General features: G+C 72.8%; 12 protein-coding genes. 7 read left to right on the top strand and 5 right to left on the bottom strand.

Features of this window, described 5'->3' with window-relative positions; translation table 11 throughout:
• Window positions 1-865: NAD-dependent epimerase/dehydratase family protein (locus EEJ42_RS40945; protein ID WP_148082198.1), on the top strand; the 865-nt coding region annotated here is incomplete at its 5' end.
• On the opposite strand, the gene EEJ42_RS40950 is transcribed toward EEJ42_RS40945, so the two are convergent.
• Window positions 840-2,018 (bottom strand): LacI family DNA-binding transcriptional regulator, encoded by a 1,179-nt coding sequence (locus EEJ42_RS40950; RefSeq protein WP_184503511.1) that lies wholly within the window; start codon window positions 2,016-2,018, stop codon window positions 840-842. The two genes, EEJ42_RS40945 and EEJ42_RS40950, sit on opposite strands and share 26 nt — an antisense overlap.
• 115 nt (window positions 2,019-2,133) lie before the next feature.
• Between EEJ42_RS40950 and EEJ42_RS50465 the strand changes: the two genes are divergently transcribed.
• On the top strand, window positions 2,134-2,325 hold the full coding sequence (locus tag EEJ42_RS50465) for a hypothetical protein (RefSeq protein ID WP_148082199.1): 192 nt from the start codon (window positions 2,134-2,136) through the stop codon (window positions 2,323-2,325).
• Between the two features lie 197 nt (window positions 2,326-2,522).
• A complete protein-coding gene (locus EEJ42_RS40955; protein ID WP_123107217.1) occupies window positions 2,523-4,241 on the top strand; it encodes a glycoside hydrolase family 13 protein in 1,719 nt (572 codons plus the stop codon).
• A 57-nt stretch (window positions 4,242-4,298) separates the two neighbouring features.
• On the opposite strand, the gene EEJ42_RS40960 is transcribed toward EEJ42_RS40955, so the two are convergent.
• The gene (locus EEJ42_RS40960; protein WP_123107222.1) at window positions 4,299-5,480 is read right to left on the bottom strand and encodes a MalY/PatB family protein; all 1,182 of its coding nucleotides are present in this window, start codon (window positions 5,478-5,480) and stop codon (window positions 4,299-4,301) included.
• A 287-nt stretch (window positions 5,481-5,767) separates the two neighbouring features.
• Between EEJ42_RS40960 and EEJ42_RS40965 the strand changes: the two genes are divergently transcribed.
• A complete protein-coding gene (locus EEJ42_RS40965; RefSeq protein WP_123107218.1) occupies window positions 5,768-6,883 on the top strand; it encodes a mechanosensitive ion channel family protein in 1,116 nt (371 codons plus the stop codon).
• Here EEJ42_RS40965 and EEJ42_RS40970 read toward each other — a convergent pair.
• Both EEJ42_RS40970 and EEJ42_RS40975 read right to left on the bottom strand, forming a co-directional pair.
• Entirely contained in the window at window positions 6,880-7,503 is a 624-nt protein-coding gene (locus tag EEJ42_RS40970) for a hypothetical protein (RefSeq protein WP_184503512.1), read from the bottom strand. The two genes, EEJ42_RS40965 and EEJ42_RS40970, sit on opposite strands and share 4 nt — an antisense overlap.
• 59 nt (window positions 7,504-7,562) lie before the next feature.
• Window positions 7,563-8,147 carry a hypothetical protein gene (locus tag EEJ42_RS40975; RefSeq protein WP_123107219.1) on the bottom strand — a complete coding sequence of 195 codons (585 nt, stop codon included), beginning with the start codon at window positions 8,145-8,147 and terminating at the stop codon, window positions 7,563-7,565.
• 141 nt (window positions 8,148-8,288) lie between these two features.
• Here EEJ42_RS40975 and EEJ42_RS40980 point away from each other — a divergent pair, with 141 nt between their 5' ends.
• Entirely contained in the window at window positions 8,289-9,065 is a 777-nt protein-coding gene (locus EEJ42_RS40980; protein ID WP_123107220.1) for a YqjF family protein, read from the top strand.
• A gap of 22 nt (window positions 9,066-9,087) precedes the next feature.
• Here the strand turns inward: EEJ42_RS40980 and EEJ42_RS40985 are convergent, their stop codons facing one another.
• Window positions 9,088-10,104 (bottom strand): LacI family DNA-binding transcriptional regulator, encoded by a 1,017-nt coding sequence (locus EEJ42_RS40985; protein ID WP_246097685.1) that lies wholly within the window; start codon window positions 10,102-10,104, stop codon window positions 9,088-9,090.
• Window positions 10,105-10,281: 177 nt separating this feature from the next.
• Between EEJ42_RS40985 and EEJ42_RS40990 the strand changes: the two genes are divergently transcribed.
• Window positions 10,282-11,925 (top strand): fucose isomerase, encoded by a 1,644-nt coding sequence (locus EEJ42_RS40990; RefSeq protein ID WP_123107221.1) that lies wholly within the window; start codon window positions 10,282-10,284, stop codon window positions 11,923-11,925.
• Window positions 11,925-13,427 carry an FGGY-family carbohydrate kinase gene (locus tag EEJ42_RS40995; protein WP_246097686.1) on the top strand — a complete coding sequence of 501 codons (1,503 nt, stop codon included), beginning with the start codon at window positions 11,925-11,927 and terminating at the stop codon, window positions 13,425-13,427. Before EEJ42_RS40990 ends, EEJ42_RS40995 begins: the two co-directional genes overlap by 1 nt.
• Window positions 13,428-13,482 lie beyond the last annotated feature (55 nt).

Raw genomic sequence — 13,482 nt, forward strand, 5'->3', positions numbered from 1 at the left:
CGCGGGCGCCGAGGTGCTGTGCGTGGGGCGGCGCGGCGGGCCGGTGGGACGGCACGTGCGGTGGGACGCCGCGCGGGACGTGCCCGATCTCACCGGGGCCGACCTGGTGGTGCACTGCGCCGCGGCCGTCGGGGACCCGGTGGCGGGGTCGGCGGCCGAGGCGGAGATGCGCGCCGTCAACGTCGAGGGCGCGGCCCGGCTGCTGCGCGCGGCGGGCGGGCGGCCGGTGGTGTGGGTGAGCAGCGCCAGTGTGTACGATCCGCGGCCCGGCCGGGGCCTGGTGGGCGAGGACCATCCCGTCTCCGGCCAGCTGAACGCGTACGGCCGGACGAAGGCGGCGGGTGAACGGCTGGCGCTGGAGGCCGGTGCGGTCGTGCTGCGGCCCCGGGCCGTGTACGGGGCGGGCGACCCGTATCTGGTGCCCCGGCTGCTGGACCGGATCCGCGGCGGGCTTCTGCTGCTTCCGGGGCCCGATGTGACGCTCAGTCTCACCGCCGTCGACAACCTCGCCGACGCCTGTGTGTCCGCCGCGGGCTGGCCGCCGGGTGCGTACAACATCGCCGACGCCGTGCCGTACCGCCGAGACCGGGCGATCCGCGAGGTGCTGCGCGCGCACGGCCGGCATGCGCGCATCGGCCATCTGCCGCGCCCCCTCGCCATGGCGGCGGCCCGCGCGCTGGAGGCCGCCGCACGCCACCGGACGGCCGCCCGGCCGGTGCTGACCCGCTACGCGGTGGACCAGCTCGCGCACACCGTCGTCCTCGACACCACCCGGGCCCGGGAGCAGGGGTGGGTCCCCCGGTGGACCCTCGACGACTACGTACGGAGGCTTCGGAGCGTCAGGCCGGTGTGCTGGCGCGGATGACCAGACGGGTGGGGAGTTCCGGCGGCGCCGCCCCGGCCACCGGGGCGGGCGGGACGGTGGACCCGCCGTGGTCGGAGCGGTGGTCGATGTGGTGGTCGGTGTGGTCGAGGAGCAGCCGCGCCGCCGATTCGCCCTTCTCCACGGTGGGCTGATGGACCGTGGTGAGGGGGACGACGGCGGTGGCGGCCGCGGGAATGTCGTCGTAGCCGATGACCGCCAGGTCACCGGGCACGGCGAGGCCATGGTCCCGGACGGCCGCGCACGCGCCGAGCGCGAGGGTGTCGGAGACGGCGAGCAGCGCGGTGGGGCGCGGGCCCGGTGCGGTGAGCAGGGTGTGCACGGCGGTGCGGATCGCCGCGATGTCGTTCCTGCCGCATTCGATGACGGTCAGGTCCGTGAACGGCAGCCCCGCCTCGGCCCACGCGTCGCGGTAGCCCAGCAGCCGGCGGCGCAGGATCGCGCTGGTGGTGGCGAGCGCCTGGGGCCAGGTGGCCGGGCCCAGCCGGGGCTGGACGGCGAGCTTGTCCACCAGGACCACGGCCCGCCGGTGGCCGAGGCCGATCAGATGGCGGGCGGCGCGCCGGGCGCCGCCGAAGTCGTCGACGGTGACGAAGCCCGCCCAGGCGTCGCCGAAGCGGTCCCGCCCGGTGCCATGGCCGGGCGAGTCCACGGCCAGCACCGGCAGTTCGCGCTTGACCAGGATGTCGAGACCGGGGTGGTCCTCCTCCACGCTGTACAGGAGGGCCGCGTCGATCACCGCCTTCTCCAGCGCCGCGAGCGGCGCGTCGGCCACCTGCTGGACGGGGGCGGTGGCGTGCCGGGCGAGCGGCCCGACGGCGGGCGGCAGGGCGAGCAGGGTCATGGTGGTGCGGCGCCGCTGGAACTCACGGGCCACGCCCTCCAGGAAGGCGGTGGCCGCCGGGTCGGCGAAGGCCGTCTCCAGCGGAAGGGGCAGCACCACCCCGACGGTGCCGGTGCGGCCGCGCCGGAGCGAGGCGGCGGCCGGGTCGGGGCCCGCGTAACCGACTTCCTCGGCGGCCTGGAGCACGCGTTCGCGCATCGTGGCGGAGAAACGGCCGGTGTCGTTGAGGACGTTGGAGACGCTCATCACCGAGACCCCCGCCGTGCGGGCCACATCCTTCAGCGTCGCCATCCGCTCTCCCCGGTTTGCTCCGGCTTCTCGTGATCGCTTGCCGCTCACCCCCATCTTATGCCACTGTGCTTTATCGATACATCAACGATGATGTGCCGCACGAGAGGGCCTGTCCGTGAGCAGTCAGAGGCATCGCATGCTCGCCGGGGAGCCGTACGCCGCCCCCGCCGCCGACGCACCGCGCCCGGCCACGACCCCCGGCCGCCCGGCTCCGAGCCACGGGACTCCCGGCCGTAGGCACCTCAGCCGTACGCCCCTCGGCGGCCCGGCCTTCCACCGTAAGGCCCCCGCCCCGCGCGGCATCTGAGAACGCACGACACGGCCCGGGGGCGCCACGAGCGCCGTCCGCACCGCCCTTCACCGGCGAACGCGCCGACCCACGACAACCTGTCGCATGGCGCCGGACCGCCCCTGCCCGGCCGGCTCCCGAGCCAGCAATCGCATCAGCAAGCCAGCACGAACCAGCACTGGGATGGACGCATGACAGCCCCGGATGAGCGCCGGATGACCTCGATACCGGCGAGTGACGAGGCATCGGGCCTCGCCACGGCCACCACGGCGCCCCGCCCCTCCGCGCACCGCACGGAGGGCTCGCCGCACGCCTGGTGGCGCGACGCGGTGATCTACCAGATCTACCTGCGCAGCTTCCTCGACAGCACCGGGGACGGCATCGGCGACCTCGCCGGGGCCCGGCTGGGGCTGCCGTACCTCAAGAAGCTGGGCGTGGACGGGATCTGGCTCAGCCCGTTCTACCCGTCGCCGCAGCACGACCACGGGTACGACGTCGCCGACTACCTCGACGTCGATCCGATCTTCGGCGACCTGGAGGAGTTCGACCGGCTGGTGCACGACGCCCACCGGCTCGGGCTGAAGGTCCTCATGGACATCGTCCCCAACCACTGCTCCAGCGAACACGCCTGGTTCAAGGCGGCCCTCGCCGAGGGATCCGGCGGACCGGCCCGGGCCCGCTTCCACTTCGCCGACGGCCGGGGTGCGGACGGTGAACTGCCGCCCAACAACTGGCACGCCATGTTCGGCGGCCCCGCCTGGAGCCGGGTCACCGAGCCCGACGGCACCCCCGGCCAGTGGTACCTGCACCTGTTCACCCCCGAACAGCCCGACCTCAACTGGCGCGAGCCGTCGGTCGGCGAGCACTTCCACGAGGTGCTGCGGTTCTGGCTCGACCGGGGCGTCGACGGGTTCCGCATCGATGTGGCGGCGGGTCTGTTCAAGCACCCTGAGCTGCCCGACTCCGACGACCCCACCATCGACGAACGCACCCGCGACTCCGTCAACCCCCTGGCCTGGAACCAGCCGGAGATCCACGAGGAGTGGCGCCGCTGGCGCGCCATCTGCGACGAGTACGCGGCCCGCGACGGGAACGACCGGCTGCTGGTCGGCGAGGTCTCCGTGCCGACGCCGCTGGAGCAGGCCAAGTACGTGCGTTCCGACGAACTCCACCAGGCCTTCTTCTTCCACCTGCTGACCGCGCCCTGGAATCCGGACGTCTTCCGCAAGGTGATCAGCGAGGCGATGCGGGACATCGCCGACACCGGCTCCACCGTCACCTGGGTCCTCAACAACCACGACCAGGTCCGCACCGTGACCCGGTACGCGGGCGAGCCGGCCACGGGCGAGGTGTCGTGCCTCGGCCCGGCCCGGGCCCGCGCCGCCGCCCTGCTGATGCTGGCCCTGCCCGGCGCCGCGTACGTCTACCAGGGCGAGGAACTGGGCCTGCCCGAGGTGGTCGACCTGCCGGACGAGGTGCTGACCGACCCCATCTTCCACCGCACCGGCAGCCGTCAGCACATCCGCGACGGCTGCCGGGTGCCGCTGCCGTGGTCGGGGCACGCCTCGCCGTTCGGCTTCACCACCGGCGAGGCGGTGGCCCAGCCGTGGCTGCCACAGCCCGAGTGGTTCGCCGACCACGCCACCGACCGGGCGCTGGCCGACACCGACTCGTTCTGGCACCTGTACCGCGAGGGCCTGTATCTGCGGCGCAGCCTCCCGCAGATGGGCGAGGGCCCGCTGGTGTGGATGGAGTCGCCGCCCGAGGTGCTGGCGTTCATCCGCGGCGACGGGCTGGTGTGCGCGATCAACTTCAGCGACCACCCGGTCCCGGCCCCGGTCACCGGTGCGCCCATCCTGGCCAGCACCTCGTGCCCGCCCGGGACGCTGCCGGGCAGCGCCGCGGCTTGGTGGATCACCGATCTGACCGGCTGACGCCGACGGGGCTCCCGCTGCCCCCGTGCCCCCGGGCCGGGGGCCCGGGGGCTCGCGTCAGGCGAGGGCGGCGGACATCCGCCGTACCGCCTCGGCGAGCACCTCCGGCGAGGTGCCCAGGTTGAGCCGGACATGGCCCGCCCCGCCCGTGCCGAAGGGCAGTCCGGAGTTGAGGGCCACCCGGCCGCGGTCGAGGAAGACGGCGGCGGGGTCGTCCCCCAGGCCCAGGGCGCGGCAGTCGAGCCAGGCGAGGAAGGTCGCCGGGCCCGGCCGGTAGCGGATCCCGGGCAGTTCCCGGGCCAGCAGCCCGGCGAGCAGCCCGCGGTTGTCGTCGAGCCCGCCCAGCAGGGCGTCCAGCCAGTCCCCGCCGTCGCGCAGCGCCGCGGTGTGGGCGATGACGCCGATGTGGCTGGGGCCGTGGCCGACCTCTTCGGGGAGGCGCGCCAGGTCCTCGGCGGCCGCGGGACCGGCGATGGCCAGGGCGGCCTTGAGCCCCGCGAGGTTCCAGCCCTTGGAGGCCGACATCAGCGACAGCCCGCTGTCCGCGCCGGGCACGCTCAGATACGGGGTGAAGACGGTCCCCGGGGCGACCAGGGGAGCGTGGATCTCGTCGGCCACGACCCGTACGCCATGGCGGTCGGCGAGCGCGGCGACGGCGGCCAGTTCGTCGGCGGTGTGCACGGTTCCGGTCGGATTGTGCGGGCTGCACAGCAGATAGGCGGCCCGTCGGCCGCCCGCGACGGCACGCCGGAAGGCGTCCTCCAACGCGTCGGGATCGAGCCGCAGGTCCGCGCCCAGCGGCGCCTCCACGACCCGGCGGTCCATGTGCTCCACGAAAGGGTAGAACGGCGGATAGACCGGACAGTTGACCACCACCGCGTCACCCGGGCCGCTGACCAGCTTGAGCATCTCGACGACGCCCAGCATCACATCGGGCACGATCGCCGCGCGTTCCACGGCGAGCCCGTCCCAGCCCCAGCGCTCCCGGGCGAAGCCCGCCAGGGCCTCGGCGTACGCCGTACCGGCCGGATAGCCGGTGTCGCCGAGGGCGATCGCGTCCGTGACCGCCCGCACCACCGGCTCGGCGAGGGGCACGTCCATCTCGGCCACCCACAGCGGCAGCACGTCGTCCGGGTAGGTGCGCCACTTCATGCTGGTCCGGAGCCGCAGTTGGTCGAGGGTGAGCCGGTTCAGCGGGTTGGGGTCGTCGTCGGCCGGGCGGGGCGGAGTGAGATCCATGTCATCCATGGTCCCCACATCGACTGTGTTGTCCATGTGCTGCATGTGTTCCGAGCTGTGACGATGGGCCAATTGCCGCTTCACGGTCATGGCCGGGCGGTCATCAGGAGGTTGACGGGATGCGGCAAGATGGCAGGTCACGTCGAGGCCATGTGTATGTGCCGCGACGACATCGGCACATCCTCCCCACGAACAGGTGACCAGGTGAGCAGCAGACAGGACTCCGGTCCGGCGATGACGCGGGCCGCCGCCCCGAGGGCGGCTGGCGGCACTTCGGGAGGTGAGCGGTGAACCGGGCCCTGACGCTGCACGACGTCATCGTCGTGGGCGCCGCGCTGCTCGCCGCCGCGGCGGCCGGACTGCTGGCGCGCATGGCGCTGCGCTGGCTGGGCGAGCGGGCGCGCCGCACCCGGTGGAGCGGGGATGACGTCATCGTCGCCACCCTGCGCACCCTGGCCCCTTGGGCGGCCATGTCCGTCGGCGTGTCGTCCGCGGCCGCGGCGCTGCCGCTGACCCGTACCGTCGGTCACACCGTCAACCAGCTGGTGATCGCGGCGCTGATCCTGGCCACCACGGTCACGGCGGCGCGCGTCGTCGCCGGTCTGGTGCAGACGCTGGCGCTGTCCCGGTCCGGGGTCGCGGGCACGGCCACCATCTTCGTCAACATCACCCGTATCGCGGTGCTGATGATGGGCGTGCTGATCCTGCTCCAGACGCTCGGCATCTCGATCGCGCCGCTGCTCACCGCGCTGGGCGTGGGCGGTCTGGCGGTCGCGCTGGCCCTTCAGGACACCCTGGCCAACCTGTTCGCGGGCGTGCACATCCTGGCGTCCAAGACGGTGCAGCCCGGGCACTACATCCGGCTCAGCAGCGGGGAGGAAGGGTACGTCGTGGACATCAACTGGCGTAACACCACGATCCGTCAGCTGTCCGACAACCTCGTCATCATCCCCAACGCCAAGCTGGCCGGCACCATCACCACCAACTACCACCAGCCGGGACAGGAGATGTCGGTGATGGTGCAGGTGCGGGTCGGCTACCGCAGTGATCTCGAACATGTCGAGCGGGTGACGACCGAGGTGGGCGCGAAGGTGATGGCCGATGTCTCGGGCGGCGTGGTCGATTTCGAGCCGAGTATCCGCTTTCACACCTTCGGCGAGTCCGGCATCGACTTCTCGGTCTTCCTGGGGGCGCTGGAGTTCAGCGACCAGTACCTGATCAAGCATGAGTTCATGAAGCGGCTGCACCGGCGCTACCAGGCCGAGGGCATCGAGATCCCGCTGCCGATGCGTACCGTCGTCCTCCACCAGCCGGGTCAGGTGCCGCTGCCCGCCCAGCGCGCCGGCGAACCGGACCTGACCCCGGGCCCGGGGGTGGCCACGAGCCCGGGGAGCACCGGCTAGCCGCAGTGCTCGGCCTTCTCCTGGTCCGTCATGGGACGGGTGTGCTGGGTCTTGGTGCTGGGCGCGTCCGGCTTGGGGCCGGTCGCGTCGAACGGCACGTACCAGATGTAGTGGCCGTAGAACTTGTCCTCGAAGTGCAGTTCGTACGTGCCCTTCACGCGCTGCATCTGGGGCGCGCGGGTGACCCAGCCCACCTCACCGGGGCGGACGTCCACGTTGGTGGTGTCGGTCTCGGTGTGGGAGCTCTCCCAGGTGTGCCCGTACGACGTCTCGACGCTCACCTTGAAGACCTCCGAGAAGCCGTACTCGGCGCTGAGCGAGACCCCGAGGCTGTTGGTCTCCCCGGTCGTGTCGGCCCAGGCGATGCTGGAGCGCTGGAGGTCCTGGGTGCAGTTGTAGGCGCTGTCGCCGACCTGGTGCGACTCCCCCACGGTGTCCGTGGGCGCGCCCTCGGGGTGGAAGACGCAGGAGTCGGTGCCGTTGTCGCACTTGTCGAGCAGCTCGCGGTTGGTGGGGGTCTCCTCGGCCTGCGCGGGCGCGGCGAGGGCCATGCCGCCCACGGTGACCAGCGCCGCCAGTAAGACGGCGCTACGGGTCCGGGACGTGCGGATACGGATCATGTCGAATGCTTTCTGTGGGGGGAATTCCACGGTCCGTGCGGACCGCGGCGGAAGGGGGATCAGCTGAAGCCGATCGACTGGGTGCGGTCGTTCAGCGCCTGACCCACGTCGTCGGTGTTCTCGTCGAACGGCCCGTCACGGTCGCCGCCGAGGTTCGGCTCCGGGTAGAGCCAGATGGCGCAGTTGCCCCACGGCTGTACCGAGGAGATGCGGTTCTTCCAGTCGTCACCGAGGTCGAACTGCCAGTTGACCCAGCCGTCCTTCTCGCACAGCTCGGGTCCGGTGATGGTGAGCGAGGCGCCGGTGAAGCCCTTTTCGTCGAAGAACGTCCCCTGGATGACGTCCCCCTGCGCGCCCACGTCGGCCTCCGCCGCCTCGGTCCGGAAGGACTTCGAGGCGGCGGCCGCCTGCGGGGTGGCGGGGGCGTCGGTGATCCGGCCGCCGGTGGCGCTCCCGACCGCCTCGGTGAACGTACCGAAGCAGCTCTGCTGGCCGGTGCGCGCGTCGACCACGCAGTGGCGCGCGGCGGAGGACGCGTCGGGCGCGGCGGCCGAGGCGGTCTGCGCCCACGGGCCGCACAGCAGCCCCGTGACGGCGGCGACGGTGGCCCCGGCGAGCCTGCTGGGTGTCGTCCGTAATGCCATACGGACACCTCCTTGACGTGATGGGCCCTTCTCGGCCCGTACCCGGCGCGCCTGCTCGCTTTGGTCCGTACCAAAACTGCGAATTTCCCTAGTAGTTGTTCCGGTACGCGGGCGGCGCGTCGGCGTGCCGGGCGGTCTGCGATGCTGGCGACCGTGACGTTCACGCCCACGACTCCCGAGCCCGTCACCCCGGACGCCCCCGCGTCCATACCCGACCCGCTGCTCACCCAGGGGTGGCTGGACCTCGCCTTCCTCCACTGGGCCATGGACCCGTCCGAGGTGGCGGGGCTGCTCCCGGCCGGGACCGTGCCGGACACGTTCGACGGGGCCACCTATGTGGGTCTGGTGGCGTTCCGGATGCATCGGGTGGGATGGCTGCGGCTGCCCGGGATCCCGTACTTCGGCACGTTTCCGGAGACCAATGTGCGGCTGTACACGGTGGACGCGCACGGGCGGCGCGGGGTGGCGTTCCGCTCGCTGGACGCCTCCCGGCTCGTGCCGGTGATCATGGGGCGGGGCGTCTTCCGGCTGCCCTACGTGTGGTCGAAGATGGCCGTCCGCGCCGAGGGCGACACCCTCACGTACAGCAGCTCACGGCGGTGGCCGGGGCCGCGCGGGGCGCGCTGCCGGATCACCCTGCGGCCCGGGGAACGCGTCGAGGAGCCGACCGCGCTGGAACACTTCCTGACCGCCCGGTGGGGCATGCACAACGTCTTCTTCGGCGGGGTGGCCTATCTGCCGAACCATCACCCCCGGTGGCCGCTCCACCGGGCGCGGCTCGTCTCCTGCGAAGAGGACCTCGTCGCGGCGGCCGGGCTGCCCGCCCCGGCCGGGGATCCCGTCAGCGTGCTGTACTCGCCGGGCGTTCCGGTCCGGCTCGGCCGCCCGGCCCGTCCGGCCGGGATCCCCACGCCCTGAGCCCGCGGCTCACCCCCGCGGGTCATCCCCACCGCGGTCGCAGCGAGCTGGCACGGACGATGAGGGTGGGCGAGAGCGTGATGCGGCGCGGGCGCCGCTCCACGGGGGCGCGGAGCGACTCCAGCAGCAGCCGCGCCGAGCGTTCCCCGAGCGGATGGGCGGGCTGGGCGACGACCGAGATGGGCGGCGTCATGTACGGGGCCCAGGGGGCGTCGTCGAAGGAGACGAAGCCGACGTCCGAGCCGACGCGCAGGCCCCGTTCGGCGAGCGCGGCCAGGGTGCCGAGCGCCATCGGGGCGTTGGCGACGAAGAACGCGTCGGGCGGATCGGCCCGGGCCAGCAGCTCACGGGCGGCGAGCGTCGCACCGTCCTGCCGGAAGTCGGCGTGCGCGACGATCTCCGGCATGCCGTCGTGCTCCCGGATGGCCGCGCGGTAGCCGCGCAGCCGGGCCCGGGCGGTGTCGGCGGACGCGGGGCCGGTGATACAGGCCGGGCGCGACCAGCCCTGCTCGATGAGATGGCGGGTGGCGTCCCGGGCGCCCACGAAGGAGGGCACCACGATGGCGTCGGTCTTCTCGCGCAGCGGGCGGTCGATCACCACGACCGGGATCCGGCTCTGCCGCAGCCGTGAGATGTCGGTGTCCCGGCCCTGCGGGGACAGCACGACCCCGGCCACCCGGGCCTGCTCGGCCACGGCGAGGTGGCGGCGTTCCTTCTCGGGGTCCTCGTCGGTGTTGCAGAGCAGGACGGTATAGCCCTCCGCCTCGGCGGCGTCCGTGACGCCGCGCGCGACCGCGGTGAAGAACGGGTTGCCGATGTCGGGGATGAGCAGCGCGATGACCTTGGTGGTGCGGGTGCGCAGGCTCCTGGCGATCCCGTTCGGCCGGTATCCCACCGCGTCGGCGGCCCGCATCACCCGCTCGACGATCTCCGGCGCGATGGTCGGATTGCCGTTGAGCGCCCGGGATACGGAGGCCGGGGAAACCCCCGCCGCCTCGGCAACGGTTTTGATCGTCGGCGTCGGTGTCACCTCACCCACGGTAGCCACCTCCCGCCGCGGCATCACCACCGGAGCCGGAACCTCACCGGCCCCTGCCCTGACTCCTTCCCCGACCCTTGCCCGACCCTTGCCCGAGAAATCGATTTCTGAGAGCCTGCGGGCACCCGCGGCGGCCGTCACGGGTGCCCGTCGACGACGCAGGGAATGGGTGGCGCCATGCCGTACACCGTGCCGGTCAGCACACCGAGGCCGACCGTGGAGCCCGCTACGGTCTGGCTGGTGGCCAGCGGCGATCTGCGCCCCTCCGCCAATGCCGCGGGGTGGCCGGTCCAGGAGGCGATGGAAACCGCGCTGGGCGATGCCTTCGGGAAGCTCGGCTGGACGGTGCGCCGGGCGCACGAGGTGGATCCGGTCAAGGGCCATGGCTTCATCGACAGCCAGCGCATGGGGCTGACCGTCTTCCGCTCGATCCCGTCCGACGCGCCCCTGGTGGTCGCCGAGGCGGTGTGGCAGTACAGCCACCACGTGCTGGCCGGGCTGCGCACCCACCGCGGCCCGATCCTGACCGTGGCCAACTTCGACGGCACCTGGCCGGGCCTGGTCGGGCTGCTCGGGGTGAACGCGGGCCTGACCAAGATGGGCATCGAGTACTCCACGCTGTGGAGCGTGGACTTCACCGACGACTGGTTCCTGGAGGGGCTGCGGAGCTGGGTGGACACCGGCGCCGTTCCCCAGGACGCCTCGCACGTACGGCCGTTGCCGCCGCTTCCGGCCACGCCCGAACGCGAGCTGGGGCATGCGGTCGCCGACCAGCTGATGGCGGACAAGGCCATCATCGGGGTCTTCGACGAGGGCTGCATGGGCATGTACAACGCCATCATCGACGACGAACTCCTCAACCCCCTCGGCATCTACAAGGAGCGCCTGTCGCAGAGCGCGCTGTTCGCCGAGATGGCCACGGTGCCGGAGGCGGAGACCACCGCGGTGCGCGCGTGGCTCACCGAGCGCGGCATGCGCTTCGAGACCGGTACGGACGAGGCCACCGAGCTGACCGACGAACAGCTGCGCCAGCAGTTCGCGATGTACATCGCCGCGCTGCGCATCAGCGACGACTTCGGGCTGGACGCGGTCGGCATCCAGTACCAGCAGGGCCTGAAGGACCTGGTGGCCGCCTCCGACCTCGCCGAGGGGCTGCTGAACAACGCCGAGCGTCCCCCCGTGCGCAGCCGCGACGGCTCCCGGGTGCTGTGGGAGGACCGCCCCCTCCCCCACTTCAACGAGGTGGACGAGGGCGTGGCGGTGGACGCGCTGCTCAGCAACCGCATCTGGACGGCGATGGGCCTCGACCCGGCCACCACCCTGCACGACGTCCGCTGGGGCGAGGAGTACGACGGCCGGTTCGTCTGGGTCTTCGAGATCTCCGGCTCCATCCCGGCGTCCCACCTCGCCGGGGGCTACGCCGAGGCCGTCTCCCTGCGGCAGAACCCGGTGTACTTCCCGGCCGGTGGCGGCACCCTGTCCGGGGTGTCCCGGCCCGGCGAGATCGTCTGGTCCCGGCTGTACATCGCGGACGGCGCGCTGCACCTGGACATCGGCCGGGGCCGGGCGGTGGAGCTGCCCGAGGAGGAGACGCGGCGACGCCGCCAGGCCACCAACCCGGAGTGGCCGGTCATGCACGCGGTCCTGGACGGGGTGAGCCGCGACCAGTTCATGGCCCGTCACAAGGCCAACCACATCCAGGTGGTGTACGCGCCCGACGCCGCCACGGCCGACCGCGCGCTGGCCGTGAAGGCGGCGGCCTTCGAACGGCTGGGGGTGTCCGTGCACCTGTGCGGCGACGTGGCGATCGAGGCCGGGTGATGACGTCGCCGAACGCGATGACGTCGCACAGCACCCCGCAGCGCGCCGTGGCGGGCGTGGACATCGGGACCTCCAGCTCCAAGGGCGTGCTGGTGTCGCCGGACGGCACGGTCCTCGCCCAGTCCGTCGTACGGCACTCCGTCGACCGGCCGCACCCGGGCTGGGTGGAGATGGACCCGGAGGTGTGGTGGCGGGAGTTCACCACGCTGGTGAGGGATCTGCTCGGGTCCGCCGACGTGACCGTGGAGGCGGTCGGCGTCAGCGGGATGGGGCCGTGTGTCGCGGTCACGGACGAGGACGGTGTGCCGTTGCGCCCGGCCGTGCTGTACGGGATCGACACCCGCGCCACCGAGCAGATCGGCGAGCTGGAGGCCGAGCTGGGCCGCGAGGAGATCCTGCGCCGCTGCGGCTCGGTGCTCTCCACCCAGGCCGTCGGCCCCAAGCTCGCCTGGCTCGCCCGGCACGAACCCGGTGTCTTCGCCCGCGCCCGGCGGCTGTTCATGCCCAGCTCCTGGCTGGTGCACCGGCTCACCGGGGAGTACGTACTGGACCACCACTCGGCCAGCCAGTGCACCCCGCTCTACGACACCGGCGCCCTCGACTGGTACCGCCCCTGGTCGGACGGGCTGGCCGGGCGGATCGAACTGCCCCGGCTCGCCTGGTCCGGGGACGTGGCGGGCCGGGTGTCACCGCGGGCGGCGGAGGCGACGGGGCTGACGGCGGGCACCCCGGTGACAGTCGGCACCATCGACGCCTGGGCGGAGGCGATCAGCGGTGACGCGCACAACGCCGGTGATCTGATGCTGATGTACGGCTCGACCATGTTCCTGATCAACACGGTCGAGGAGCGCGTCACCTTCCCCGCCCTGTGGGGCACGGTCGGGGCGCTGCCCGGCACCCGCAACCTGGCCGGTGGCATGGCGTCCTCGGGCGCCATCACCGACTGGCTGCGCTCGCTGTTCGGGGACCCGTCCGTCCCCGAACTGCTGGCCGAGGCGGAGACCTCGGGCCCGGGGGCGCGCGGGCTGCTGATGCTGCCGTACTTCGACGGGGAACGCACGCCCGTCGCCGACCCCGCGGCCCGTGGGGTCCTCGCGGGCCTCACCCTCGCCCACACCCGCGGCGATCTCTACCGCGCCGCGCTGGAGGCCACCGGTTTCGGCGTCCGCCACAACGTGGAGGCGATCCGTGCCGCCGGGGGCCGCATCGACCGGGTGGTGGCCGTGGGTGGTGGCGCCCAGGGGCATCTGTGGACGCAGATCGTCTCCGACATCACCGGGCTGATCCAGGACGTCCCCACGCACACCATCGGCGCGAGCCTCGGTTCGGCGTTCCTCGCCGCGTCGGCCGTCGGGGACGCCTCCATCGCGCGGTGGAATCCGCCCGCCGTCCAGGTGCGCCCCGACCCGGCCACCGCGGCGCGCTACGACGAGCTGTACGCGCGCTACCGCGAGCTGTACCCGGCGACCGCGGACATCGTCCACGGCCTCGCCACCGACTGACTCACCCCTCCGCCCGGGCCCGCGCCGCCCGGGCGTGGGCCCGCCGCCCGCGCCA

The organism is Streptomyces botrytidirepellens, from assembly GCF_003721215.1.
Classification (GTDB): Bacteria; Actinomycetota; Actinomycetes; order Streptomycetales; family Streptomycetaceae; genus Streptomyces; species Streptomyces himastatinicus.